The sequence below is a fragment of the Tenacibaculum sp. Ill genome (genome assembly GCF_051938915.1).
Classification (GTDB): domain Bacteria; phylum Bacteroidota; class Bacteroidia; order Flavobacteriales; family Flavobacteriaceae; genus Polaribacter; species Polaribacter larymnensis.
Genome location: NZ_JBPSCW010000002.1, coordinates 1,138,442 through 1,164,459 on the forward strand (window position 1 = coordinate 1,138,442; position 26,018 = coordinate 1,164,459).

A 26,018-nucleotide genomic window follows, 5' to 3' on the forward strand; every position below is an offset into this window, starting at 1 on the left:
TTGTTAATAACAACTCTGGTTTATAATTGATTAAGAATTTTTTAATTCTTCCAATTCTTTAATAATATCATCGAGCTTTGAAATAAGGCTGTGATATAAAACTTTGGTTGAAATGGTATATACAAAATAACCAATCATTGCAGTAGCTATAGCCACCATAAGTCCAACTCCTAAGATGCCTAAGAAGGAAGTTTCACTAGAAATATAATTAGATAAAAAGCTTTGCTCTTTTACCCCATAGGCCAATGCGAAAATTGATACAATGGCTAGAGGAATTGCAAAAATAAATAACTTTTTTGTGGCTTTAGATACCGAGTTAATTACACTCCTGTAATTTTTTAAATACGTTAGGTTGTCAGATTTAACATCAATAGTCTTAAACCTTTTCAATAATCTTGTATTAAAAAAGTACAAGCTTAAGATTAAAAAAGCACCGTATGCACCAATAATAGTTTCAGATAAAAGGATACCCCCAATAACTACAATTCCTGCCATAGGTAGTAACCCTTTATTGTCAAACTCGTAGGTTCTTCTAATCTTGTTAATGACCGATTTAGACTTCTGGTTGTATATGTCGTTAATTTTTGGTGCTATTAATGATTGTTCATCAACAAAAGCTTCATTCCATCTTTTTTCAATTGATTTTTCCATCTAATAATATTTTTAATTGTTTTTTAATTCTGTTAATACGTACTGCAATATTGTTAGCGCTAGTTCCAATAATTGCAGCGATTTCTTTGTAAGGATTTTCTTCTAAATGCAGTAAAATTATCGCTCTGTCGACTTCAGATAATTTTTTAATAGCATCGTATAACAAGTTTAAATCTTCGTTTTGAAAAGCTTTATTATCTTCTGATAAATTAGGAGTTTTCTCTAAAGAATATTCTTTTTTAGCATTTCTCTTCGCTAAGGTTAAACAAACATTTAGCGTAATCCTGTATATCCAAGTGGACCATTTTGACTTGTGCTGGAAAGCATCTCTACTCTTCCATATTTGTAAACAGGCTTCTTGATAAAAGTCTTCAAAATCTTCTTGAGAGTCCGTATAAGCTCTACATATTTTAATAATAATACCAGCATGTGGTAAAATGGATGTTATATAAAAATCGTTACTCAAAATTTGGTTTTCTTGATATGTATTCTGAAAAGTAAAATTATTACAAGAAAGTTTAATTTTTTTGAAAAAGCCCCACTTAAATATTTAAGTGGGGCTTTTATAATTTTAGTAATGTGTTAGTTTGAAAGTTTAACTTCTTACAAACTTACCTATTGACTCTAAAAGTTGTGGGTTGTCTTCCAGTGCTATTTTAGCTACTGCATAAAATTCGCTCATCCAATCGTCTATTTCGCTAAAGGCTTTGTCTTTTGCTTTTGTTGCGTCTTGACTTTCTCCTTTTTCTTGTAAATAGGTTGCCCTTGCTAGTTCTAAATTGGTTATTTGTTGAGCTGTGTTATTTATTTCTTCTATAGTTATCTTTAATCGTGAGAGTTTTGTTTGAATGTCTGTGTCGTTGGTTACGACTGTGTAAAACTTTTTAACTACTTCTAACCATTTAATATAAGCGGTTGGTAAGCTACCTGTTAAGACTAGTTTACTTAGCGTGGTTGGGTCTTTTCTAAAAATTACTTTTGCTTTTTTTCTGTGAAGACTGTACGTTTTTGCAAGGTTTTCTTTTTGGGTAGCAAAGTCGTTGTAGGCTTCTGAAGTTTCGTCGTCTTCTTTTTTGTTAAAATCGAAGGCTTCTCTTGTTTTTGTGAGTAGGTTTTTTCCTTCTGTTAGGGTTGTTTCGTCGTAACCAAATTCTGCCATTATAGTGGTTATTTCTGTTTGTGTTGTTACGTTTTCGAGTGCTACTCTGTACTGTTCTAAGGTTTCTGCCTCAGAGAATGTTCTTTTTGTTGCCATTTTTGCAAATTTTTTAATTATTAATTTATCGCGACTTCCTTACGGATGTTTGCCTATTCCTTATAAGTGTTTGAGCGTTCCTTATACTTCTTTTTCTTTTCCTTATGGCTTGTGGTATGCTCCTTATAGTTTATGTTGTGTTTCTTAACGTGGTTTTTGTATAGTTTATTGTTTTTGGGTTATTCCTTTAGAATGTTAATGAGGCGCTTTCACTTTTTTTATTAGTGTACATAACTACGTCTTTTATTACTAATTTTTGAATAGCCGAGATTAGGGTTTCCATTGTTTGGTAATCTGGTTGACCGTTTTTGGATGGAAGCTGTATTTTTGTTTTATTCATTGCTATGCGATTAAATTTAGTACCATAATCATATTGTTTTAAAGTTGAAATTCTAGAAGCAGAAATTATAACACTTGCAACTTCTTTATTAAAAGGCTTAAATTTTGGTACTAAATGTTGGATGTGAGAGTAGCCTATGAAATCTTTATTTTGATAAAACATTGTTTCTGCACCTAACGTAGTATCAGAACAGGTAATGGAATTTCCTTTGTTTTGGGGTTTTAGATTAGAGAATCCCATTACTCCATTATTTGTTGATGTATTTGAAATTAGCGGAACGACTCCATTTTGTGATAAGATTTCTTTATTTTTTAATCGATAATATTTTGTTGGGTTTATATCAAATAAATCACCTAGTTTATACTCATCCCATATAATTTCTCCTTGTTCAAAATTTGTTAAAATATTTTTTTCTTTTTTTGTTAAGATGTAATTTTCTAACCCTGTAATTGATAAATAAGTTTCTAGTTTAGCTATATATTCAGATTTTAATTTAGCAATAAAACTATCCATAAAATTGTAATCTACCTTACCATTTTTAATAGGAAGACTTATAAAGGTATTTTTTAATTCAATTTTTGTCGCTTTGTTATTGTATGAATATTTGCTTTTTATTACTTTTTCAATTGCTGAAATAATAAATATTTGATTTGATTTATTCAGCTTATCACTTTGCAATACACTTGTAGCACCGTGTCCATCTTTTAAGTAAAAAGGTGTTTCTAAGTAAACAATGTTTTGGTTATTTGAGTGGATTAAAATAGTTGGTTTTCCTTTTTTATTATTTAAAACTTCTTTTTTTAATTGATTGTAAGAAATTATTCCATTATTTGTGGTTGCTTGACCATAAAAAGGGTAATTTTTTTGAGAATTGTCTTTCAGATCATCAAGTTTTAAAGGGTCAATTTCTTTTTGGGTTTGCCACTCTAATATATCTTCAATTCTAAACTCGCCCCACTCAACTTGTTGTAATTTTTGATTGAGTGAGGTTGCTACTTTCCCAGGCTATTATCTTTTTTTGGGGTTTGTTTTAATATGGTAGAAACTTCCCAAGCCAAATAATCGCTTACGGTTTTTTTAAAATCTTGTAGGGTAGGCTTGGTATTTATAGGGGCGGATTGATTCCAATCTGCACCATTATTAGGGTCAATGGTACCTTCGTGGTATTCTTTCTCCGTAAAAATATTGAGTTTGCTTTTGCCAAAGCGCACTAGGTTTACCAACTCTTCGTAACGTTCGTTTGCACGGTCGGTATTTCTTAGGTTATTACTTGACTTTCTGCGGTTACTTCGGGTGTAGCCATCGTTAGAAAAATCGATAAACTTTACCATTTCATCTTTATGGTGTTTTTCGTTTACTTTAAATACGTAGATGTTGGTTTGTACGCTAGACTTACCAATAAAAATATCTACGGGCATTTTTATACTTGCTAATAAAGTGTTTTTTTGTAATATTTTTTTGTTGTAATCTATGGCTTTACCAGAGCCAGCAGAGTTTTGAATGATAATTGCTGCGTAGCCTTTGTGCATCATCCCTAAAGCTTTTTCAACAAAGTTCATACCGTTACCGTTTGCTGAGTAGGGAGGGTTTAAAATAAAGGCATCTGCAGGGAACTTGTTATTGGTGTCTCCATAGGCATAATTACCGTTAAAATCTTTTAAAGAGTCTAGATTTAAAATATTTGAGCTACCATCACCCATTAAAATCATGTTTAAAACGGCTAACATGTATACACTTGAAAGGAGCTCTAACCCTAAGAGTTGTTGTGCTTTTATGTTAATTTCTTTTTGGGTCAGTTCTTCTGGAGAGGTAATGGTGTTTTTGGCATCGTTTAGCATTTCGTTCATGGCAGCAACTAGTAACCCTGCCGAACCAGTTGCAAAATCCCATACGTACGAGTCTTTATTTACGCGTGCTAATTTTACCATAAGATTGGCTACGTACGATGGGGTAAGTACTACATCGTTTAGTTTGTCTTGAGAAAAACCAAGCCAACCGTACATTTCGTTAAATAGCTTGCCTGTAAAATCGGTAGTTAAGCCTATCTTGTAATAGATACCAAGGTCGTCTACAATTTTAATAAATACTCTTTTAAGTTGGCTTTGCCCGTTTTCTACCTTATTAATGTTTTGGGTGGTTAGTGTGTTTTCTAGCGTCCTTACAATTAGGTTTTTCTTTTCTGTAGGAATTTCTTTTTCGTTTAAAAAGGCTTTTATTTTTCGAACAATAATATCACCATCGGTATTACCTTTTTCTGTAGAGGATTTTAAATCAGCTTTTTCGAGTGGTGTTACTTTTCCTGGTATTCCTAAGGTTGCAATAATTGAGGCAGCTACAAGGTATACTCGGTCGTTTTCACCTAAGCCTTTTTCATTTTCATAAATATCGTGGTTTAGCTTTCGTAAACTTACATCAATTTCTTTTTCTTTTTGCTGCTTTAATAGGTCAATTTCTTCTTGTGATAGTTGTAGTGTTTTGACTTTAGCAATAAAAGCATCAAAGTTTTGAGGTGCTAAAAAAGAAAAATCGGAGTATTCGGCAACTTTTTGCCCTGCACCTAAGTTACTTTTGGAAACATAGTATACACCTATTTGATGTTGAACTTTGTTAGAATCGTCTTTGTAGCCTGTCATTCCTATGGCTATAATATCGGTAAAACTGGTATGGTGTAATATTGCATTTGCATAGTGCACTGCGCCGTTTACCGCAAAGGCGTTTATATTTTTAAAGTATGGTTCATTTTTTTTATTTCTATTTTCAATTTGTCCGTTGGCGTCGAGTTTTACAAGCTTGTCTTTATAGCCTTTATACTCAATAAGAACAGGGTAATAGTTTAAGTTTTTGTCTTGAAGTATGATTTTTGCGTCTGGTCTATTTCCTCCACTTCCTCCATTTTTAGAAAAATAATCGTTAAGTGCTTTGTCTATTTCAGGATTTATATCTTCTTGCTCTAGCTTATAAGGTAGTTTATATGACTTAAGCCATCCGTTTCCTAAATCTGCAATATTTGGTTCTATAGATTGTGTTGATTTTTTTCTTGTCATATTGTTTGGTTCTGAAATAGCTTTATACCGAATTATAAGTTTTCAAATATATAATATTTCGTTGTTTTATTTTTATATAAGTGATAGGGTGTTCAAGAGTTTTTTATGTAAAAAAGCCTCACAGAAATCTCTGTGAGGCTTTGAATATTTATCTGCAAACATTGTTTGCTACATGTTTCGTCTGTATTGACCACCAACTTCAAATAAAGCAGAGGTAATTTGACCTAACGAACAAACTTTAGTAGCATCCATTAATTTTTCAAAAAGGTTTTGATTGTTAATAGCAGCCGATTGCATTTCAGATAAAAGTTGTTCTATTTTATCTTCATGTGCTTTGTTTAAGTTTTCTTTCGTTTTGATTTGGAATTGTTTTTCCTCCTCCGTAGCACGAATAACCTCTTGTGGAGTTACTGTTGGAGATCCTTTAGAACTTAAGAAGGTGTTTACTCCAATAATAGGAAACTCACCTGTGTGTTTTAAGGTTTCATAATATAAACTCTCTTCTTGAATTTTGGAGCGTTGATACATGGTTTCCATCGCTCCTAATACACCACCACGTTCTGTAATTCTATCGAATTCAGTTAATACCGCTTCCTCAACTAAATCGGTTAACTCTTCAATAATAAATGAACCTTGGATAGGATTCTCGTTTTTAGCCAATCCTAATTCTTTATTAATAATTAGCTGAATTGCCATCGCACGACGTACAGACTCTTCTGTTGGTGTTGTAATCGCTTCGTCATAGGCATTTGTGTGTAACGAGTTACAGTTGTCGTAAATCGCATATAACGCCTGTAAAGTTGTACGGATATCATTAAAATCAATTTCTTGTGCGTGTAATGAACGTCCAGAAGTTTGAATATGATACTTTAACATTTGTGCTCTTGGGTTTGCTCCGTATTTATGTTTTAAGGCTTTTGCCCAAATTTTACGAGCTACACGACCAATTACCGCATATTCAGGATCGATACCATTTGAGAAGAAGAACGATAAGTTTGGTCCAAACTTATTAATATCCATTCCACGAGATAAATAATACTCTACATAGGTAAACCCGTTTGCTAAGGTTAAGGCCAACTGTGTAATTGGATTTGCACCAGCTTCAGCAATATGATACCCTGAAATAGATACTGAATAGAAATTACGAACATTTTTCTCAATAAAGTATTCTTGTACATCACCCATTAAACGTAAGGCGAATTCTGTAGAGAAAATACACGTATTTTGTGCTTGGTCTTCTTTTAAAATATCTGCTTGAACCGTACCACGTACTTGTGCTAAAGTATTTGCTTTAATTTCAGCATATACATCCGCAGGTAAAATTTGATCACCAGTAACACCTAGTAATAACAAACCTAATCCGTCATTCCCTTCTGGTAAATCACCGTTGTATTTTGGTCTGTCAATTCCTTTGTCGTCGTATAATTCTTTAAGTTTTGCTTCTACCTTTTTCTCTAACTTGTGTTCTTTGATGTACTTTTCACAATTTTGATCAATTGCAGCATTCATAAAGAATCCTAATAACATTGGAGCAGGACCGTTGATAGTCATAGAAACCGAAGTCATTGCATGACTTAAGTCGAAACCAGAATATAATTTTTTAGCATCATCTAAACAACAAATAGATACACCTGCGTTACCAATTTTACCATAAATATCAGGTCTGTGTCCTGGATCATTACCATATAAAGTAACCGAATCAAAAGCAGTAGATAAACGCTTTGCAGGCATCCCTAAACTTACATAGTGGAAACGACGGTTGGTACGTTCAGGTCCACCTTCACCCGCAAACATACGTGTTGGATCTTCTCCGGTACGTTTAAATGGATACAATCCTGAAGCATAAGGAAATTCTCCAGGAACATTCTCTTGCAAATTCCAACGTAATAAATCACCCCAAGCTTGGTATTTTGGTAAAGCAACTTTCGGAATTTGCGTGTGTGAAAGTGATTCTGTATGTGTTTCTATTTTAATTTCCTTATCACGTACTTTGAACGAGTAAATAGGATCTTTGTATTTTTTTACTTTCTCTTGCCAGTTTAAAATGATTTCCCAGTTGTAAGGGTCTAAATCCATTTTAACACGATCAAATTCGGCAATTAAAAGCTTAAGAAAATCTTTGTTTTCTTCTGTCTTGTTAATAGAAGTTTCTTCAATTCCTGATTTATCTAGTATTATTTCAGATTCAGAAACGCTTTCAATAGTTTTGAAAATCCCATATAATTTCTGAGCTACTTTTTCTTGCTCATTAACCGTTTTATCATAGGCGCGGTTGTTTTCTGAAATTTCAGATAAATAACGTGTTCTACTAGGTGGAATTACAAATATCTTTTCAGACATTTCTTTTGTAATTTCAAAAGTAGACTGTAAATCAGCTCCCGTTTTTTCAACCAATTTATCCATAATCGCTTTATACAACGAATTCATTCCTGGATCGTTGAATTGTGATGCAATCGTTCCAAAAACAGGCATGTCATCCATGTGAACATCCCATAAATTGTTGTTACGCATGTATTGCTTTTTTACATCGCGTAAGGCATCTAAAGCACCTCTTTTATCAAATTTGTTAATGGCTACCAAATCAGCAAAATCAAGCATATCGATTTTTTCTAACTGAGTTGCAGCACCAAATTCAGGAGTCATTACATACAAAGAGGTATCAGAATGTTCAATAATCTCTGTATCTGATTGTCCAATACCTGAAGTTTCTAAAATGATTAAGTCAAATTCTGCAGCTTTTAATACTTCTACTGCTTCATTTACATATTTTGATAATGCTAAGTTAGATTGGCGTGTAGCTAACGAACGCATATATACACGCTCATTATTAATAGCATTCATACGAATTCGATCACCTAATAAAGCACCACCCGTTTTCCTTTTTGATGGATCTACAGAGATTAATCCGATAGTTTTTTCTGGGAAATCAATTAAGAAACGACGAACTAATTCGTCTACTAAACTTGATTTACCTGCACCACCTGTACCTGTAATTCCTAGAACTGGGGTTGTAGCATTTTTATTTTTTTCGTGAATAGTATCCAAAGCCTCTTTGGCAACTTCAGGGAAGTTTTCCGCAGCAGAAATTACACGAGCAATACTCCCCACTTCTTTATCGGCTAATTTATCGATTTCTCCATTTAATGTATCTCCAATGGCAAAGTCTGATTGTTGTACTAAATCGTTAATCATTCCTTGTAATCCCAATTCACGACCATCATCAGGAGAGTAAATACGAGTAATTCCGTAGTCCATCAACTCTTTGATTTCCTCAGGTAGAATTACTCCGCCACCACCACCAAATATTTTAATATGTCCAGCTCCTTTTTCTTGCAATAAATCGTACATGTACTTAAAGTACTCGTTGTGTCCACCTTGGTACGAAGTCATAGCAATGGCATTTGCGTCTTCTTGAATAGCACAGTTTACTACTTCTTCAACGCTTCGATCATGTCCTAAGTGAATTACTTCAACCCCAGTAGATTGAATAATTCGGCGCATAATATTAATGGCAGCATCGTGCCCGTCAAATAAAGAAGCCGCAGTTACAATTCGTACTTTGTGTTTAGGTTTATAGGGAGTTATTTGTTCCATTCGTAAATTGTCTTAATTTTCGGGTACGCAATTTACGGAAATCTTAAAAAATAGCAGGATGTTTTAACAATTATAAATAAGAAAGGAATGCCCATCTCTTTCGAGTAGCGATATATTCTAAATTATGTTCATTTTGATAGGCTTCTCGCTCAAAACTTAGGTTTTTATAAGCTAATGATGTTTTTCGATAAATGAATAGCTTGATAAGCCATTCTAAAAAATAGAAAAGATAGAAGAAGACAATTAGTAACTCTAATTGCTGTTTTAAGTGTATTTTTTCATGATTTATTAAAACAGGATCAGCTTTTAAATCTTCTCTTTTTAAGAATATAAAAGGGTATAATGTCATTCCAGAAAAACCTTTTGGAATTATATGTTTTGAAATAAATATCATAAACCTGTTTGTGCAATAAACTTACCAAAGGTACAATTTATTGTTAGGAATGTAAGAAGAAATAAAGCAAGTGTGAAATTTATACTTTTTTAAAGTACTGTTTTTAACAGTATACACTTATATTTGTGCAAACTTCAAAGAAGATGGATTTTTTAACTTTAAAATATAAGAAGAGGATTGAAGCTCAGTACCACAGAGCAGATATCCGTTATCCATAGTTTTTCATTTTTACGCTTACCAAAAACTTAATTATTAACAAGTTTTCAATCTTATTTGAAGACTTAAAAACGTATAAAATGACTTTTAAAGAACAAATAAAACAAGGAATACCAACTGCATTACCTCCAAAAAAGGAGTATGATACTACGATAAACCACGCACCAAAACGTAAAGAAATTTTAACTGATGAAGAAAAGAAGTTAGCTCTACGTAATGCATTGCGATATTTTGATAAAAAACACCACGAAGAACTATTACCTGAATTTGCAGAAGAATTAGAAAAGTACGGTCGAATTTATATGTATCGCTTCCGTCCTGATTATAAAATGTACGCGCGTCCTATTGATGAATATCCAGGGAAATCAGAGCAAGCAAAGGCTATTATGGTAATGATTCAAAACAATTTGGACTATGCAGTAGCACAGCATCCTCACGAATTAATTACATACGGTGGTAACGGAGCAGTATTTTCTAACTGGGCGCAGTACTTGTTGACCATGAAGTATTTGTCGGAGATGACAAATAAGCAAACATTGGTAATGTATTCAGGGCATCCAATGGGACTATTCCCATCCCATAAAGATGCGCCAAGAGTAGTGGTGACGAACGGAATGATGATACCTAATTATTCAAAGCCAGATGATTGGGAGAAATTCAATGCCTTAGGAGTTACTCAATATGGTCAAATGACAGCGGGAAGTTATATGTACATCGGTCCGCAAGGAATTGTACATGGAACTACGATTACTGTGTTAAACGGATTTAGAAAGATAGGAAAATCACCAGAAGGAAACTTATTTGTTACTGCTGGTTTAGGAGGAATGAGTGGTGCGCAACCGAAAGCAGGAAATATTGCTGGTTGTATTACAGTATGTGCTGAGGTGAATCCGAAAATAACGGAGGTTCGATTAGATCAAGGTTGGATTGATGAAAAAATTACCGATTTAGATGAATTAGTAACACGTGTTCGTAAGGCAAAAGAAAATAAAGAAGTTGTTTCGTTGGCTTACTTAGGAAATGTGGTTGATGTTTGGGAGAAGTTTGCTGAAGAAGATGTGTATATCGATTTAGGTTCAGATCAAACATCGTTACACAATCCATGGGCAGGAGGATATTATCCAGTAGATATGTCGTTTGAAGAATCAAATGAGATGATGGCGAATGATCCTGAATTATTTAAAGAAAAAGTGCAAGAAACATTGCGTCGTCATGCAAAAGCAATCAATAAGCATACAGAAAAAGGAACCTATTTCTTCGATTATGGAAATGCCTTTTTGTTAGAAGCGAGCAGAGCAGGTGCTGATGTAATGAATCCGAATCCGACGTTAGGAAGAGAGTTCAAGTACCCTAGTTATGTACAAGACATTATGGGACCTATGTGTTTCGATTATGGTTTTGGTCCTTTCCGTTGGGTGTGTACCTCTGGGAAACCAGAAGATTTAGCGAAAACAGATGCGATTGCTTGTAAGGTGTTGGAGAAAATCATGAAAAAATCTCCAGAAGAAATCCAACAGCAAATGGCAGATAATATTCAGTGGATAAAAGGGGCACAGGAAAATAAGTTAGTAGTAGGTTCACAAGCACGTATTTTATATGCAGATGCTGAAGGACGCATGAAGATAGCTGAAGCCTTTAATAAAGCAATTAAGAAAGGAAAAATAGGTCCAGTAGTGTTAGGTCGTGACCACCATGATGTTTCTGGAACGGATTCACCGTATCGTGAAACTTCTAACATTTATGATGGTTCTCGTTTTACAGCAGATATGGCAATTCATAATGTAATAGGCGATAGTTTTAGAGGAGCTACTTGGGTTTCTATTCACAATGGAGGTGGAGTAGGCTGGGGAGAAGTAATTAATGGTGGATTTGGCATGCTTCTTGATGGTTCTAAAGATGCATCAAGACGCTTACAATCAATGCTTTTCTGGGATGTGAATAACGGAATAGCAAGACGTAGTTGGGCAAGAAATGAAGAAGCTGTTTTTGCCATTAAACGAGCGATGGAGGTTGAAAAGAAACTAAAAGTAACCCTTCCAAACTTAGTAGACGATGCGTTATTAGACAACATGTAAATCCTAAGAAAATGAAAAATTTAAAATTACTTTTTTTGCCAATTGTAGCTTTGCTAATTACTTCATGTAGTTCGGTAAGAGTGGTCACAGATTATGATACACAAACTGATTTTAATCAGTATAAAACATTTGCGTTTTACAAAACAGGTATAGACAAAGCTCCAATCTCTGATTTGGATAAAAAACGTATTATGCGTGCTATTGAAGCAGAGTTGATGGCGAAAGGAATGACAAAATCAGCTACACCAGATGTCTTGGTGAGTTTGTTTACGAAATCTCGTGAGCGTATCAATGTGAATGATAATTATTATGGAGGGTTTTATTATCCATGGTATTATGGTTCAAGTCCAGTAACGGTTTCTCAATATACAGAAGGAACGTTGTTTATTGATTTGTTAGATGCTGACAAAAAAGAGTTAGTATGGCAAGGAATAGGAACAGGAGCTTTAAGTACAAGCAGTGTAGAAAGAAAAGAGGCACGTATTAAAGAATTTGTAGCTGAAATTATGGCGGAGTATCCACCTAATGCTAAAAAGTAAGGTTTAAATTTTTAAGATATATAAAAATACGTTAAGCAGAAACATAAAGTCTGTTTAACGTATTTTTTTTATGATATTTGTAGCATGAGAAATAAGATATTAAAACCTACTCCTGATGAGTATTATACCAATGAACAAGGGTATAGGGTTTTTAAAGAAACATATCATTTACGACGAGGGTATTGCTGTAAAAACGGCTGTAAACATTGCCCGTATGGATATGATAAAAATACTGACAGCTTCAAATAAATGTGACAATAATTAGTTTATTGTTTCTAAAGTATAGATAAAATCAAACAAGTAAACATGAAAAAAATTACAGTATTCTTTATTGCACTTACTTTTATAGGATGTGCAGAGTTGCAAAAAGTAGTAAATCAATTACCACAAGGTGGGTTATTAACACAAGAACAAATTGGTAATGGTCTACGTCAAGCCTTAGATAATGGTATTCAGCATCAAGTAACCAAGTTAACTTCAAAAGATGGTTTTTATAAAAATGATTTGGTGAAAATTTTATTGCCAGAGGAACTACAAGCAGTTGATAAAGGTTTGAGAAAAATAGGTTTAGGTAATTTAGCTGATGAAGGTTTAAAGGCAATCAACAGAACTGCTGAAGATGCTGTAAAAACGGCGACACCAATTTTTGTAAATGCTGTTAAGGAAATTACGTTTGCAGATGCTAAAAATATTCTATTAGGGGCAGATAATGCAGCTACTTCTTATTTAGAAGGGAAAACAACAACAGCTTTATATAGTGAGTTTAATCCAGTAATTAAAAACTCGTTTTCGAAAGTTGGAGCTGATAAAATTTGGTCGAATTTAATTACAAAATACAACAGTATTCCATTTGTTAAAAAAGTAAATCCAGATTTGACAGACTATGTTACTACTGAAGCATTAGAAGGAGTATTTACAATGATTGCTGTTGAAGAGAAAGGTATACGTAATAAAGTAGGATTGCGTGATACAGCGTTATTACGACAGGTTTTTGCTTTGCAGGATAATAAATAGTTTATAATTGCTTACTAGCAATTTTTTCAAAAAAGGACTTTTTATAGGTGTTACCAATAGGGAGTTCTTTTTTTTGTATCCATAACGAATCATTTTCAATTTTATCAATAGCTCTAATTGAAATAATATATGATTTATGTATTTGAATAAAATTATTTTCAGGTAAACTACTTACTAAGCTCTTTAAGGTACTGTAGGTAATGACTCGTTCATTTTTTAGGTAAACTGAAGCATAGTTTTTTAGACCTTCAATAAAGAGAATATCATCTAGGAAAACTTTAGAAAACTTGTTTTTCCCATCTGTTTTTAAGAAAAAATACTTTTCTTCAACTCTTGAAATTTCTTTGTCATAAGAATTTGTTGTTTTTTTATGAGCTTTTAAAACGGCTTTATAGAAACGATCAAAATCAAAAGGTTTTAGTAAATAATCTAGAGCAGAAACATCATAACTTTCTAGAGCAAATTGAGGATAAGCAGTAGTAAAAATGATGTTGGTTTTATTGGTTATAATTTTTGATAATTGAGTACCTGTAATCTCAGGCATTTGTATGTCTAAAAAAACTAAATCAATAGTTCCTTTTTCTATTTCTAATAAGGCTTCTAACGGATTTGTGTAAGTGCTGTTTACTGAAAGAAAAGGAACTTTATCTACATACTTTTCTAACAAGCGGATAGCTGGTGGTTCATCATCAATAATTATACAGGTTAGTTGTTTACTCATAAAGGAAGTTGTAAGTGGGCGTTGAAAATGTTATTACTTAGCTGAAAAGTTAGTGAAAAATTGTCATTATACAGAACTTCCAATCTCTTTCTAATATTTTCAGTTCCAATGCCAGTTTCCATATACTTTTCAGAAGTACTTGTGTAATTTTCTGAGTTAATTAACAAATCAATGTTATTAATGGTTATAACTATTTTTGCAGGTTTATCAGGGTTGTTTATAATTCCATGCTTACAAACATTTTCAACAAAATTAATTAAAATTAATGAAGGTATTTTATGGTTTTTAAGGTTTCCATCAACAATAAAATTAACATGAAAATTATTTTCATACCTGCGTTTAAAGAAGTGTAAGTAGTCGTTAATAAATTGAACTTCTTTTTCTAGTAAAACGAAATCTTCAGATGTTTCATAAGTAACATAACGTAATAGTTGAGAGAGTTTTAAAATATCATTTGCGGTTTCATGTTTTTCATCATATAAATCTACATAAAAACCATTAAGTACATTAAATAAAAAATGTGGACTAATTTGCGATTTTAAAGTTGCTAATTGTGCTTGTTGATGTTTTATTTCTAATAAATGAAGTTTATCCTTGTTATCTCTATATCTAAAAAATAGATATACTAAGGTACTGTATAAAGAAGCTTTAAAACTAAAGATAAAGCTGTCAAAAAAGTAAGTGAAAATTATGTTTTGATCATTTATGTTATAATTATTGATATTAAAGAATATAGGAGATAAAACTTCTTCTAAGAAAAAGCGAATTCCTGCAAAAACAAAAACCATAAAAATAACCGAAGCTCCAAATAGTATATACTTTTTCGTATTAAAAAGACAAGGCAGTAAATAATAATAGTTAACAAAATATACCGTAAAAAAACTAATACTGAATGTTAGTGTAAAAAGAAGGGAGTAACTTATAGGTAACCTGTTAGAAGAGGTAAAAAAATCCCATCCAAAATCTAATAAAATTAGTAGAGCTATAATAAGTAAGTTGTATTTTAATTCTTTTGAAAACTTCATGATTCAAAAATAAGTGGAATATTCTTTAAGGAATTAAAAATAGGACAAATGAATGTTTTGTTATTACAAAAGTATGTTTTTATAAAACTAACATGAACTCTTTATTAAAAGAAACTGTTTGTGTAAAAGAATAAGAGGTTGGTGTAATAAAAACTAACAGGTTGAATTAACAATGTATTCTTGTGTAGAATTTTAAAAACAAAAGAATGAAAAAATATTTAGTGTTATTATTAGGAGTATTGCTACAGTATTCTTGTCAAAATAAAGGAGAAAAATTACAAGATAAAGATCAGACAGTTTTAAAGTCTTATGCATCTTATTATCCAAGTAACAAAACCAAAGTATTGGTCGTTGGAACCTTTCATTTTTCTTATCCAGGGTTAGACTACACTAAAACAGAAGAAAATGATAAGATAGATGTATTGAAGGAACCAAAAAAATCCGAAGTAACAGAATTGGTAGAGTATATCAAAAAGTTTAAACCGACTAAAGTAGCTATTGAAGCAAAACCAAGTTGGAATATGAATCAAAGGTATAAAGAATATAAAAAAGGAGAGCACAGAAATGAAAGAGGTGAAGATTTTCAATTAGGAATGCGTATAGCAAATGATTTTAACTTAGATTCTATTTATTCTATAGATGCAAATACGCTAAGTAGTGATTTATCTAAATTAAATTCTGAGTTTATTGAGGAGTTGTCAAAAGATTATGATTTTAAATCTGATGACCCTTATAATGAAATGGTTCAAAAATCATTCGACGAGGATGCAAAAATGCCTTCTAAAGTAAATTTGTTAGAATATTTTAAACACATGAATTCTATTGAGGGGCACAAAAATAATTACGGAGCTTATTTAGTTGGAGATTTTAAATTAGATGATAATAGAGGAGCAGATTTTTTATCTATTTGGTGGTATAACCGTAACCTTCGAATCTTTAGAAATATTCAGAAAATAGACCATGCAAATGAAGATAGAGTTTTGGTAATCATTGGTAATGGTCATGCGTCATTATTAAGGCATATGATAGAGTATTCGCCAGAATATGAGTTTGTAGAGTTTGATAGTTTATAGGAGATTATTTTAAAAAAAAGGGTTTTTTCCCTTTTTTATTATTTTTAAATGGATATATGTTATTGTAAATCAAATAAATATGTATATTTATAATCCGTGTTAACCCAATTAGAAATGTCAAGAATTAATCAATTACGTAGATATAGAAAACATCTTGAAGAGAGATATCGTAGATTGGTTGAGACAGCTAACGATTATAAATATGAAGATGAGTGTAAAAGTGATCGCTCAGCATTCAAAGCAATGAAGATATTAGAAAAGCTGAATAGAATAAAATATTTAGATGAAGATATGTCAAGTCCTGCTGTGTAATTCCTTGAAGTAATCAAAAGCTTTTAACAGTCTGCTACCGTACCAAGAGAAGTATTCACCGTCAACTAATATAGACGTTGAGTTACTGGTATGTTCTTTAATTTCAGTAATGTGTTTTTCTTTGAAAGGAAAAGGTTCAGAAGAAAGTAAAATTAATTCTGGTTTTTTCTTATGGATATCTTTTATATCAACTTCTGGATACCTTTTTTCGTTAGCATAAACATTTTCAAACTTGTTTAATTCTAATAGGTGGTTTATAAATGTATTACTTGCTGCAACCATCCAAGGGTTTCTCCAAATAAAATAAGCTACTGTTCTACTTTTTTTATTTTCAACAAATTTTTTAAAGTCAATTATTTTTGACTCTAAGTTATTAATCATTTTTTTAGCTTCAACTTGCTTCTCAAAAAAACTTCCGTATAAAGAAATTAATTCTAAGGAATCACTAAGGGTAAAAATATCAGAGACATGTGTAAATGCTACTTGTTGACAGGCTTCAACTATTTCTTTTGTGTTTTCTTCTTTATTACACAATATAATATCAGGTTGAAGATTTTTAATTCTATCAATTTTTATATTTTTCGTCCCACCAACAATAGTTTTAGACTTTAAAAGACGTTTGGGGTGAATACAGAATTTAGTTACACCGACTATATTCTCTTCAAGTCCCAGATCAACTAAAAGTTCTGTTTGACTTGGGACTAACGAAATTATTCTTTTGTTTTTTTTATCAATGCTCATTAAGCAAAAATAAGAATTCAGAAAAAAAAGAGTTATTATTTAACTCCCATTAGCTCTTGAAAATCTTTTTTATAACTCTTACTTACTCTAAAAGTTTTATTATCGTTAATTTTTACATCTGTTTCACCATAATTGGAAGTGATAATCTCATCAATAAAATTAGAATTGATTATAGTAGATCTATGGATTCTAACAAAAAGATTAGAGTTTAATCTTTTAATTATACTTGATAAAGATTCACGTAGTAAATACTTTTTGTTGTCTGTAGTAAAAATTTCTACATAATAACCTGAGGCAGATATATACTTGATATTGTTTCGTTCTAAGAAAATTATTTTGTTCCCAGATTTAATATTAATCTTAGTTCCTTTTACAGGCATTTCAATTGGAGTTTTTTCTTTTACAAGATCTAAGATGTTATCTAAACTAGAAAGTTTTTCTATTTTTTTATAATCTATTACCTTTTTAATAGAAGAATAAAATCTATCTTCTTCTAGGGGTTTTAAAAGGTAGTCAAAAGCAAAATAATCAAAGGCTTTTACAGCATGCTCGTTAGAAGAGGCAGTGAAGATAAAAATAGGTTTTTTTGGTAAGGTTATTTTTTCAATAATATCAAATCCAGTCATATCATTGATCTTGGTATCAAGATAGACAACATCAGGAGATAAGGTGTTAATTTTTTTAATAGCATCTGAACCATCAGAACATTCACCAACAATTTCTACGAAATTATAGTCGCTCACTATTTTTTTAAATCTAGAACGAGCCGTTTTTTCATTGTCAATAATTAAAATTGATATTTTCATTTACATTTTGTTTTCCCACAGCTATAACAGATGAGTGAAGGAACTCCCTAACTCAATACATGTTAATTGTAGTTAAAAAATTGTTAAAATTATAGTTTTTCGTTAAAGTTAAGTTGGTAACTATTAAAAGGTAGTTGAAGGAGACTACGTTGTTAATAATTAGTTGATTTATGTGGCAAAAATAATGAAGAAAACTTTCAAACAAGAAAGAAATAATGATGTTTTAAAAAAATTAACATTAATTAAGAATTTATGTTGGATTTAGTATTTGTTATTGGCTTCTTAAAATTGTTTTTTCACATCAAATTAAGGGTTGTTAGCTTCAAATCACTCCTATCAGAAACTTATAGCCTTTAGATTTACAACTGTTAATTAATAAAAATTTAATAATTTATGAATCTACATTTTAAAAATGTAATCTGTGTATTATTTTTTTTTAGCTTTTTGCTAAATGTTAGTGCACAGGAGAAAAAAATCACCGGAGTGGTGTCTGATAGTTCAGGTCCATTACCAGGTGTAAATGTAATTTTAAAGGGTACGACTACTGGTACAGAGACTGACTTTGATGGAAAGTACTCATTAAATGCAAAAGAAGGAGATATTTTAGTGTTTAGTTTTGTAGGAATGCAAGTGACTGAAAAAGTAGTTGGAGCTGGATCAGAGCTTAATGTTTTAATGCAAGAGGATACTAACTTATTAGAAGAGATAGTTATTGTTGGATATGGTTCAACTTCTAAGAAAGATTTAACGGGGTCTGTAGCAACAATTGGAGTAGAACAATTACAAGATAAGCCAGTAGCTAACGTAACACAGGCTTTACAAGGTAAAACTTCAGGTTTACAAATTGTAAGTACAGGTGGTAGAGCAGGAGATGCTACTCAAATTAGTATTAGAGGTAATGGTTCTTTAAGTGCATCAAATAATGCATTATATATTATTGATGGTGTTCCTCAAGAAGATATGTCAGGTATTTCTCCTGAAGATATTAAAAGTATCAGTATTTTAAAGGATGCTGCTTCTACTGCTATTTATGGTTCTAGGGCTTCAAATGGTGTTGTTTTAATTCAAACAAACAGAGGTGGGTATCAACAAGATATTTCTGTGTCTTTTAATACTTCTTATGGTTTCCAAAATATTATAAAAAGACCAAGTTTGTTAGATGCTCAAGGGTATAAGCAAGTATTAGATGCTGCAAGAGTAAATTATATGGATGATATTGCTTCTGGAGCTTTAGATGCACCTAAAAACCCTACAGTTTTAGATCCTCTACCTGATAGTCCTTATAATACAGATTGGTTAAAGTTAGTATTAAGAGAAAATGCAGCTGTTAAAAGACACCAGTTTAGTATTTCTGGTGGAGGAGAGAATACTAGAGCATATTTATCAGCTTCTTTATACGACCAAGAAGGTATCGTAAAAGAGGATACGTACAAAATTGGACGTGTAAAACTAAATGTAGAGCAAAAAATGAATGACTACATAAAGTATGGAGTTAATTCTTTCTTCTCTTATTCAGAATCAACTCCTTATGCAGACGATAATAGTACATATCAGCCTTATTCATCTGCATTAAAGGCAAGACCAGATGTTAGCCCTTATGATACAGATGGTAAACTTGCTGTTCATAACTTTGTTAACCCATTGTTTGCTTTTGAAAGACAGGTGACTGATAAGTGGCAAAATTTAGGAGGAACATTATTCTTCGATGTAACTCCAATAGAAAGTATAGTATGGCATTCTGCTTTTAGTGGAAATATTAGAAGTAACAGGTATAATAGATACGATGCACCTAATACAAGAAGAGGGTTAAATGGAGACGGAGTACCAACAGGTTATGGATACTATAGTACAGCAAATAATAGAGATTACTTAATTGAAAACACTGTAACATATACAGATAGGTTTGCTAATGATAAACTAAAATTAACATTGTTAGGAGGTCATTCGTTCCAGAAATGGGATTATGAAGATTCTTTTGTGTCTGGAGAAAACTTTCCTTCAAGTGATTTGAATTGGTTAGTGTCTGCTGGAGAGATAAATCAAGGGCGTAGCTTCTATAAGGCTATGGCATTAGAGTCTTATTTTACAAGGTTACAAATGTCATGGGATTCTAAGTACCATTTTATGGTATCAACTAGATATGATGGTTCTTCAAAATTTAGAAAAGAAAACAGATGGGGTAGTTTCCCCGCGGCATCTTTAGGATGGACTATTTCTAATGAAAAGTTCTTTAATGTACCAGCAATTACTGAATTGAAAGCAAGAGCTTCTTTCGGTTATACAGGTAACCAAACTGGTATTTCTTATGCTTCAGGACAAAGTTTAATTGGTTCAGGAGAAAATTATGATCAAGAACCAGGTTTAGCAGCTACTACTATTTTTAACCCAGATTTAAAATGGGAAAAAGGAGAAGCTTTAAACTTAGGTTTAGATATTACATTATTTGATAGAGTTGATGTTAATTTAGATTACTATGAAAAAGAAACTCAAGATCTTTTAAGTAGAGTTAATGTACCACAAGAAAGTGGATTTAGAACTATGTTAGCCAATGTAGGTAATATTTCAAATAAAGGTTTCGAAGCTAATATTAATGCTAGAATTATTGAAAAAGAAAATTTTAGATGGAATTTTGGAGCTAACTTTTCATACAATGATAATAAGGTGTTAAAAGTAGGGGCTGAATCAGGACAATACGAAACAGGTTTTGCATCTATTGTTAAAGAAGGGAGCCCTTTAGGTTCATTCTTTATATTAGAATCTGCAGGTATTGCATCTGAAGAATATACGTATAAAAAAGCTGATGGTACAGATGGTTATACAGTAGCAGCTGGGGACATGATTTATGTAGATCAAAATGGAGATGGACAGATAACTGATGCTGATAAAAAAGTATTTGAAGGAGGTATCGCTCCAATTTATGGAGGTTTTAACACTTCTGTTGAATACAAAGGATTTGATTTAGCAATAAGTGGACAATATTCTATAGGTAAAAAAGTATATGCAGCTTTCAAAGAAGATGGATTAAATGGTGGAGCAGTAGGAGCACCATCTTATTCTGATAATATGTTAACTGAAATGTTAGATTATTGGACGCCAACAAATACGAATGCCTCTAACCCAAGACCACATTTCGCTCCAGAAATTTCTTCATGGAATACTCAAAGATCAACAAGATACTTAGAAGATGCTGATTATTTAAGAATTTCAGATATTACTTTAGGATACAACTTTGATTTCTTAAAAGATTCAGATGTAAAGTTTATAAAGAGTTTAAGGCTTTATGCACAGTTAAGAAATCCATTTACATTTACTAAGTATTCGGGATCAGATCCAGAAGTAAGTTATGTAGATCAAACAGCTGAAAGTAGCCAAGATAGAAGTGATGGAAGTAAGATTGGAGCAGGTGTTGATTTAGGAGGTGTTCCTAACGTAAAATCGTTCTTAGTAGGTTTAAATGTTAAATTTTAAAAAATGAAGATGATTAAAAAAATTTCAAAAATACTTTTTATAGGGATATTCTCGATATTAACGATATCTTGTAGTGACCAGTTGGATATACCTTCAGAAGAAGCTCTTGATGCTAATGCAAACTTAGCAACAGAAGATGTGGATAAATTATTGACAGGGTTGTATAAAAAAATGAGACACCCTAATACATATGGTTATTTTGCGATAATGAATACTGAAATTATGGGAGATAACTATAAGCCTGTTAAATTTCAGTGGTTTCAAGTACAGAACTTTTATGAAAATAAAGTTCCTGCAAGTGATATCTTATTAAGCTATTTTTATGCTGATTATTATGCAGGTATTGATAGAGCGAATACTATATTAAAAGTACCTTCAGCAAGTGAAGCTCAAAAAGGAGCAGCACGTTATGGTAGAGCTTTAAGTTATTTAAGGTTATATGATATGTTTGAAAGAGTTCCTTTAGTAGATGAGAGCTATGATAGAGCACCTATTGCACCATCTTCAAAAGAGGAAGTGTTAAATTTTATTGTGGAAGACCTAAAATACGCAAAAGAAAATTGTGTAAGTTTTAACGGACTTAGTTTACTAGAAAGTCAAAAAACTCCTACAAAAGAAGCGGCAACAGCTCTTTTAGCAAGAGTTTACAGAGTGCAAGGTAATATTGCAGCTGCAGGAGCAGAAGCAGAAGAGTTAATTACATCAGGTAAGTTCTCTTTAGCAGCAAACCCTTTAGAGAGAGACCCAGAAGTAATCTTTATGTTTAAAGGTAATAAAGCTGAAGGTGTTGGTTCTTGGGGTTGGATTATGAGCCCTATGGCAAAAGATTGGAACTGTTTTGCTGTAGCTGATGATTTAACAGCATTAGTAAAAGGAGAAGATACTCGTGAAATCTTATTCGATTTTGAAGGCAAAGATGATAACGGAGGTTATATTTACTCAAATAAATATAAAAGAGAAGATGATTCAGATTTATTAGTATCTAGAATAGCAGAGATGTATTTAATATCTGCTGAAGCAGGTAATACTGGGAGATTAACAGAATTACAAACAGCAAGAAAATCTTCTTTAACACTAGCAGAAGAAAGACGTTTAGAAATGTCTTTTGAGTGGACTAGATGGCAAGATTTAAAATTAGAAGGAAAAGCTTCTTATATTTTACCTTACCCTACAAGAGCAGTGGATTCAAATCCATTATTAAAGTAGTTTGATTTAGATATTCCCCTAAAAAGAAAGGGCTGAGTTTCAAAACTCAGCCCTTTTCATATTAAAGAAATTGTTTCTCAATTCAAAAAAAAGGTAGTTCAAATCAAAGTTGTAAAAACGAAGAGTTAAGCTTCATACATTTGTGGTAACTTATACCAACTTGTTTTCATTGGTGTAATTATTTGAATTAATTATATAAGTCAAGGAGTCATTAACCTTGACTTTTTTCTTTTAGAGCATTAATTATTGTTTAATTAATGTTTTTTTTGTTGTTTATTTGTTGTTTTAATGTTTTTTTGTTAATTATTTAACTTTTTTTATGTTAAAATGGTGTTTTTTTAGTGTTGTTTTTGATGTTTTGTTAATTTTATAAGATGTCAATTTTAAGGCTCTTGTTATAAGAGTTTTAAGTCTAAAAGATTTAATTTATGAAATTAAAAAACTACCTATTGCTAATGTTCATACTTATAAGTATGTCAATTTTAGCACAAGAAAAAACGGTTACTGGAACTGTAACCGACCAAACGGGGGCATTGCCAGGTGTTAGTATTGTTATTAAAGGTACTGATCGAGGTGTTGAAACAGATTTTGATGGTAAATATACCATAAAAGTAAATCAAGGAGATATACTTGTTTTTAGTTTTGTGGGGCTCAAAACTGTTGAAAGAATAGTTGGAGCTATTTCTGTTTTAAATATTAAAATGGAGGAAGATGCTAACTTGTTAGATGAAGTAGTAGTTGTAGCTTATGGTACGACGACTAAAGAAGCATTTACAGGTTCAGCAAGTGTTTTAGGAGTTAAAGATTTAGCTACACGTAATGTAACATCACCTATCGCAGCTATTGAAGGTCGTGCAACTGGAGTTCAATTCACATCATCATCAGGCCCAGGAGCATCACCGGATATTGTAATTCGTGGTGTAGGTACATTAAATGGAGATACTGATCCATTATTTATAGTTGATGGTATTCAATATGAAGGTGAGTTAAATACAATAAATCAAGAAGATATAGAGTCTTTTACTGTACTTAAAGATGCATCTTCTACATCATTATATGGTTCCAGAGCAGCTAATGGAGTTGTAATTATTACGACGAAGAAAGGAAAAAAAGGAGAAGTAAAAGTCAATCTCACAGCTCAATCTGGAGTTGTAGCAAATGGAGTCCGCACATACGATCAGGTGTCACCTGGTCAGTACTATGAGGTAATGTGGGAAGCTCTAAAAAACTCTAGTGCTGGAGGAGGAGATCCAGCATTTGCTAGTGCAAATATTTATAATCAATTAGGTTATAACCCATTTAATGTACCAAACGATGAAATTGTTGGAGCAAATGGTAGGTTAAATCCTAGTGCGAGAGTTATATATAAGAGTCTTGATTGGTTTGATGAATTACAACAAACAGGGTTTAGAAATAACTATAATATAGGTATATCAGCAGGAGGTGAAGATCATACAGTGTTTTTTTCAGCTTCATATTTGGATGAGGAGAGTTATGTAGTAACTTCAGGTTTTGAGCGTATAACAGCAAGATTGAATGCTGATTTTGATGTAAGTGAAAGTATCAAAATTGGAGGTAGTGCCAATATTGCGCTTACCGAAGCAAGAGGTCCAAGTTCCGCAGGAACAGGAAGTATTGTTAATCCATTTAGTTTTGCACTGGGTATGGGGTCTATCTATCCAGTATATGTGAATGATTTACAAGGAAATATTGTAAGAGACGAATTTGGAAATCCTGTTTTTGATAATGGAGAAGGGTATGCTGAATATAATATAGGTTCCAGACCAACTAACCAAGGTCGTCACGCACTTCAAGAATTGTTGCTTAATAATGAGAGAGATAAGGATAATACTTATGGATTTAGGTTTTATGGAGATATTAAACTTTTAGAAGGTCTTAACTTAAAAGTAACTTACGGTAGAGATATTAATGAGTTATTTGAGAGAGAATATGAAAATGCAATTATTGGAGATGCTCAGCCAGATGGAAGGCTAAGTGAAGACCGTGGAAGAAGAGAAGTAGAAAACTTTAATCAAATTTTAACTTATGTTAAAAGTTTTGGTAATCATAATTTAGAATTACTTGCAGGACATGAAAGTTTTGAAAGGTCTATCTCTAATATTGAAGGACTTGCTACCATACAAGCAGCTAATGGAATTTTTGAGTTTGCTAACTTTTCAAATATTGTTGATTTAGATGGTGCAACTTTTGATAAGGCCATTGAAGGGTATTTTTTTAGAGCGAACTATAACTATAATAACAAATATTATCTAAGTGGTTCTGTTCGTCGTGATGGTTCTTCTGTATTTGATATGGATAAAAGATGGGGTACCTTCTACTCTGTAGGAGCTTCTTGGCGTATTGATCAAGAAAACTTCATGAAAGATGTCTCTTTTATAAATAGATTAAAATTAAGAGCATCTTATGGAGAAGTAGGGAACGATGATTTGCTTGATTCATATTTGTCACAAGCACGATTTTCAATAACATCCAATGCAGCTAATCCAGCAATTATTTTTACAGATATTGGTAATGCTAACTTGCAGTGGGAAACCATTGAGAATTTTGATGTAGCATTGGAGTTTGCGTTGTTCGATAACTTTTTAGATGGTTCTGTAGAATATTATAAGAAAAATTCAACAGACTTACTTTACCTTTTGCCTATTGCACCAAGTAATGGATTGAATGAAGTTCCGGTAAACGCAGGAGATATGTTTAATTCAGGTTGGGAGTTGGGTTTAACAGCTCATCTTTTTAATAAAGAAAATTTTAAATGGGATTTAACATTACAAGCTTCTACGTTTAAAAATGAAATCACAAAATTACCTGATCCATTTATAAATGGATCAAAACGTTGGGCTGAAGGTAGGTCTAGGTTTGATTACTTTTTATTAAGAACTGCAGGGGTAGACCCTGATAATGGAGATCAGTTGTTCTATATGTATGAACAAGATGAGAATGGAGAAAGTGTTCCTGTTTTAGATGCAAATGGAAACATAGAAACAACAAATGATTGGCAAGAAACAGAAAGAGCCTATACAGGAGACTCTTCAGTACCAGATCTTTTAGGTTCAATTTTAAATAAAATTACATATAAAGATTTCACTTTTGATTTTTTAATGACCTATGGTATAGGTGGAAAAGTGTTAGACAACGCATATTCATCTATGATGCATAGTGGTAGTTATGGAAGATCTTTGCATCCAGATATATTGAATGCATGGAGACAACCTGGAGATATTACAAATGTTCCGAGATTGGAAAATGGAAATCCTGATTTAGTTAGAACTCAGTCAGACAGGTTTTTAACCGATGCTTCTTTCTGGACATTAAAAAATGTTAACATAGGTTATACATTAGATAAAAAAGTTGTAGAGGCGCTTAAAATGGATAATATTAGGTTTAATTTATCTGGAGAGAATTTATTCTTAAAAAGTGAGAGAAAAGGTTTAGATCCTCAATATGACTTATCAGGAGTATCACCTGGTGATGATTTTTCACCTCCAAGAATTATTTCTTTTGGTATTAACGTTTCATTCTAAAA

20 protein-coding genes and 1 pseudogene are annotated in these 26,018 nt (G+C 32.1%); 9 read left to right on the forward strand and 12 right to left on the reverse strand.

The window, feature by feature from the left end; translation table 11 throughout:
• Positions 1-30 precede the first annotated feature (30 nt).
• The 8 genes and pseudogenes from ACTPNM_RS05385 to ACTPNM_RS05420 form a co-directional block, all read right to left on the reverse strand.
• Positions 31-651 carry a hypothetical protein gene (locus ACTPNM_RS05385; protein WP_440120922.1) on the reverse strand — a complete coding sequence of 207 codons (621 nt, stop codon included), beginning with the start codon at positions 649-651 and terminating at the stop codon, positions 31-33.
• Positions 635-1,117: an RNA polymerase sigma factor gene (locus ACTPNM_RS05390; protein ID WP_274639268.1), complete on the reverse strand. Its 483-nt coding sequence runs from the start codon at positions 1,115-1,117 to the stop codon at positions 635-637. Before ACTPNM_RS05390 ends, ACTPNM_RS05385 begins: the two co-directional genes overlap by 17 nt.
• 129 nt (positions 1,118-1,246) lie before the next feature.
• The gene (locus ACTPNM_RS05395) at positions 1,247-1,906 is read right to left on the reverse strand and encodes a hypothetical protein (RefSeq protein ID WP_440120923.1); all 660 of its coding nucleotides are present in this window, start codon (positions 1,904-1,906) and stop codon (positions 1,247-1,249) included.
• Positions 1,907-2,093: 187 nt separating this feature from the next.
• Positions 2,094-2,747, reverse strand: a complete 654-nt coding sequence (locus tag ACTPNM_RS05400) for a restriction endonuclease subunit S (RefSeq protein ID WP_440122822.1) — start codon at positions 2,745-2,747, stop codon at positions 2,094-2,096.
• A pseudogene (locus ACTPNM_RS05405) lies at positions 2,721-3,197 on the reverse strand (restriction endonuclease subunit S); the annotation flags it as partial. The gene ACTPNM_RS05400 and the pseudogene ACTPNM_RS05405, both read right to left, overlap by 27 nt.
• Before the next feature lie 41 nt (positions 3,198-3,238).
• The gene (locus ACTPNM_RS05410; RefSeq protein WP_440120924.1) at positions 3,239-5,290 is read right to left on the reverse strand and encodes an HsdM family class I SAM-dependent methyltransferase; all 2,052 of its coding nucleotides are present in this window, start codon (positions 5,288-5,290) and stop codon (positions 3,239-3,241) included.
• A gap of 168 nt (positions 5,291-5,458) precedes the next feature.
• Entirely contained in the window at positions 5,459-8,884 is a 3,426-nt protein-coding gene (locus tag ACTPNM_RS05415) for a methylmalonyl-CoA mutase family protein (protein ID WP_440120925.1), read from the reverse strand.
• 70 nt (positions 8,885-8,954) lie between these two features.
• Complete coding sequence (locus ACTPNM_RS05420; protein ID WP_440120926.1) at positions 8,955-9,278, reverse strand: hypothetical protein; 324 nt, start codon at positions 9,276-9,278, stop codon at positions 8,955-8,957.
• 296 nt (positions 9,279-9,574) lie between these two features.
• On the opposite strand from ACTPNM_RS05420, the gene ACTPNM_RS05425 reads away from it, so the two are divergent.
• The 4 genes from ACTPNM_RS05425 (at position 9,575) to ACTPNM_RS05440 (ending at position 13,122) form a co-directional block, all read left to right on the forward strand.
• The gene (locus ACTPNM_RS05425; protein ID WP_440120927.1) at positions 9,575-11,569 is read left to right on the forward strand and encodes a urocanate hydratase; all 1,995 of its coding nucleotides are present in this window, start codon (positions 9,575-9,577) and stop codon (positions 11,567-11,569) included.
• Positions 11,570-11,580: 11 nt separating this feature from the next.
• Positions 11,581-12,108: a DUF4136 domain-containing protein gene (locus tag ACTPNM_RS05430; protein ID WP_330487415.1), complete on the forward strand. Its 528-nt coding sequence runs from the start codon at positions 11,581-11,583 to the stop codon at positions 12,106-12,108.
• Between the two features lie 84 nt (positions 12,109-12,192).
• The gene (locus tag ACTPNM_RS05435) at positions 12,193-12,357 is read left to right on the forward strand and encodes a DUF5522 domain-containing protein (protein ID WP_330487414.1); all 165 of its coding nucleotides are present in this window, start codon (positions 12,193-12,195) and stop codon (positions 12,355-12,357) included.
• A 57-nt stretch (positions 12,358-12,414) separates the two neighbouring features.
• Positions 12,415-13,122, forward strand: coding sequence for a DUF4197 domain-containing protein (locus ACTPNM_RS05440; RefSeq protein ID WP_440120928.1), 708 nt, complete (start codon positions 12,415-12,417; stop codon positions 13,120-13,122).
• Position 13,123: 1 nt separating this feature from the next.
• On the opposite strand, the gene ACTPNM_RS05445 is transcribed toward ACTPNM_RS05440, so the two are convergent.
• Together ACTPNM_RS05445 and ACTPNM_RS05450 are read right to left on the reverse strand one after the other, a co-directional pair.
• Positions 13,124-13,843: a LytR/AlgR family response regulator transcription factor gene (locus ACTPNM_RS05445; RefSeq protein WP_440120929.1), complete on the reverse strand. Its 720-nt coding sequence runs from the start codon at positions 13,841-13,843 to the stop codon at positions 13,124-13,126.
• Complete coding sequence (locus ACTPNM_RS05450; protein ID WP_440120930.1) at positions 13,840-14,868, reverse strand: sensor histidine kinase; 1,029 nt, start codon at positions 14,866-14,868, stop codon at positions 13,840-13,842. The genes ACTPNM_RS05445 and ACTPNM_RS05450 overlap by 4 nt, the downstream gene beginning before the upstream one ends.
• 206 nt (positions 14,869-15,074) lie before the next feature.
• On the opposite strand from ACTPNM_RS05450, the gene ACTPNM_RS05455 reads away from it, so the two are divergent.
• Both ACTPNM_RS05455 and ACTPNM_RS05460 read left to right on the forward strand, forming a co-directional pair.
• On the forward strand, positions 15,075-15,941 hold the full coding sequence (locus ACTPNM_RS05455) for a DUF5694 domain-containing protein (protein ID WP_440120931.1): 867 nt from the start codon (positions 15,075-15,077) through the stop codon (positions 15,939-15,941).
• 114 nt (positions 15,942-16,055) lie between these two features.
• Complete coding sequence (locus ACTPNM_RS05460; RefSeq protein ID WP_028890610.1) at positions 16,056-16,253, forward strand: hypothetical protein; 198 nt, start codon at positions 16,056-16,058, stop codon at positions 16,251-16,253.
• Here the strand turns inward: ACTPNM_RS05460 and ACTPNM_RS05465 are convergent.
• Together ACTPNM_RS05465 and ACTPNM_RS05470 are read right to left on the reverse strand one after the other, a co-directional pair.
• Positions 16,236-16,994 (reverse strand): ABC transporter substrate-binding protein, encoded by a 759-nt coding sequence (locus ACTPNM_RS05465; protein WP_440120932.1) that lies wholly within the window; start codon positions 16,992-16,994, stop codon positions 16,236-16,238. The genes ACTPNM_RS05460 and ACTPNM_RS05465 overlap by 18 nt on opposite strands.
• A gap of 35 nt (positions 16,995-17,029) precedes the next feature.
• A complete protein-coding gene (locus ACTPNM_RS05470; protein ID WP_440120933.1) occupies positions 17,030-17,800 on the reverse strand; it encodes a LytR/AlgR family response regulator transcription factor in 771 nt (256 codons plus the stop codon).
• Between the two features lie 393 nt (positions 17,801-18,193).
• On the opposite strand from ACTPNM_RS05470, the gene ACTPNM_RS05475 reads away from it, so the two are divergent.
• From ACTPNM_RS05475 to ACTPNM_RS05485, 3 genes are all read left to right on the forward strand, one after another.
• On the forward strand, positions 18,194-21,268 hold the full coding sequence (locus tag ACTPNM_RS05475; RefSeq protein WP_440120934.1) for a SusC/RagA family TonB-linked outer membrane protein: 3,075 nt from the start codon (positions 18,194-18,196) through the stop codon (positions 21,266-21,268).
• A 9-nt stretch (positions 21,269-21,277) separates the two neighbouring features.
• A complete protein-coding gene (locus ACTPNM_RS05480) occupies positions 21,278-22,474 on the forward strand; it encodes a RagB/SusD family nutrient uptake outer membrane protein (RefSeq protein WP_440120935.1) in 1,197 nt (398 codons plus the stop codon).
• A gap of 428 nt (positions 22,475-22,902) precedes the next feature.
• The gene (locus ACTPNM_RS05485) at positions 22,903-26,016 is read left to right on the forward strand and encodes a SusC/RagA family TonB-linked outer membrane protein (RefSeq protein WP_440120936.1); all 3,114 of its coding nucleotides are present in this window, start codon (positions 22,903-22,905) and stop codon (positions 26,014-26,016) included.
• Positions 26,017-26,018: the final 2 nt, after the last annotated feature.

What these genes read in the sequence shown, in the direction of transcription:
- ACTPNM_RS05385 (WP_440120922.1), bottom strand. Translation starts at nt 651, where the DNA reads ATGGAAAAATCAATTGAAAAAAGATGGAATGAAGCTTTTGTTGATGAA.
- ACTPNM_RS05395 (WP_440120923.1), bottom strand. Translation starts at nt 1,906, where the DNA reads ATGGCAACAAAAAGAACATTCTCTGAGGCAGAAACCTTAGAACAGTAC.
- ACTPNM_RS05410 (WP_440120924.1), bottom strand. Translation starts at nt 5,290, where the DNA reads ATGACAAGAAAAAAATCAACACAATCTATAGAACCAAATATTGCAGAT.
- ACTPNM_RS05415 (WP_440120925.1), bottom strand. Translation starts at nt 8,884, where the DNA reads ATGGAACAAATAACTCCCTATAAACCTAAACACAAAGTACGAATTGTA.
- ACTPNM_RS05420 (WP_440120926.1), bottom strand. Translation starts at nt 9,278, where the DNA reads ATGATATTTATTTCAAAACATATAATTCCAAAAGGTTTTTCTGGAATG.
- ACTPNM_RS05425 (WP_440120927.1), top strand. Translation starts at nt 9,575, where the DNA reads ATGACTTTTAAAGAACAAATAAAACAAGGAATACCAACTGCATTACCT.
- ACTPNM_RS05430 (WP_330487415.1), top strand. Translation starts at nt 11,581, where the DNA reads ATGAAAAATTTAAAATTACTTTTTTTGCCAATTGTAGCTTTGCTAATT.
- ACTPNM_RS05435 (WP_330487414.1), top strand. Translation starts at nt 12,193, where the DNA reads ATGAGAAATAAGATATTAAAACCTACTCCTGATGAGTATTATACCAAT.
- ACTPNM_RS05440 (WP_440120928.1), top strand. Translation starts at nt 12,415, where the DNA reads ATGAAAAAAATTACAGTATTCTTTATTGCACTTACTTTTATAGGATGT.
- ACTPNM_RS05445 (WP_440120929.1), bottom strand. Translation starts at nt 13,843, where the DNA reads ATGAGTAAACAACTAACCTGTATAATTATTGATGATGAACCACCAGCT.
- ACTPNM_RS05450 (WP_440120930.1), bottom strand. Translation starts at nt 14,868, where the DNA reads ATGAAGTTTTCAAAAGAATTAAAATACAACTTACTTATTATAGCTCTA.
- ACTPNM_RS05455 (WP_440120931.1), top strand. Translation starts at nt 15,075, where the DNA reads ATGAAAAAATATTTAGTGTTATTATTAGGAGTATTGCTACAGTATTCT.
- ACTPNM_RS05460 (WP_028890610.1), top strand. Translation starts at nt 16,056, where the DNA reads ATGTCAAGAATTAATCAATTACGTAGATATAGAAAACATCTTGAAGAG.
- ACTPNM_RS05465 (WP_440120932.1), bottom strand. Translation starts at nt 16,994, where the DNA reads ATGAGCATTGATAAAAAAAACAAAAGAATAATTTCGTTAGTCCCAAGT.
- ACTPNM_RS05470 (WP_440120933.1), bottom strand. Translation starts at nt 17,800, where the DNA reads ATGAAAATATCAATTTTAATTATTGACAATGAAAAAACGGCTCGTTCT.
- ACTPNM_RS05475 (WP_440120934.1), top strand. Translation starts at nt 18,194, where the DNA reads ATGAATCTACATTTTAAAAATGTAATCTGTGTATTATTTTTTTTTAGC.
- ACTPNM_RS05480 (WP_440120935.1), top strand. Translation starts at nt 21,278, where the DNA reads ATGATTAAAAAAATTTCAAAAATACTTTTTATAGGGATATTCTCGATA.
- ACTPNM_RS05485 (WP_440120936.1), top strand. Translation starts at nt 22,903, where the DNA reads ATGAAATTAAAAAACTACCTATTGCTAATGTTCATACTTATAAGTATG.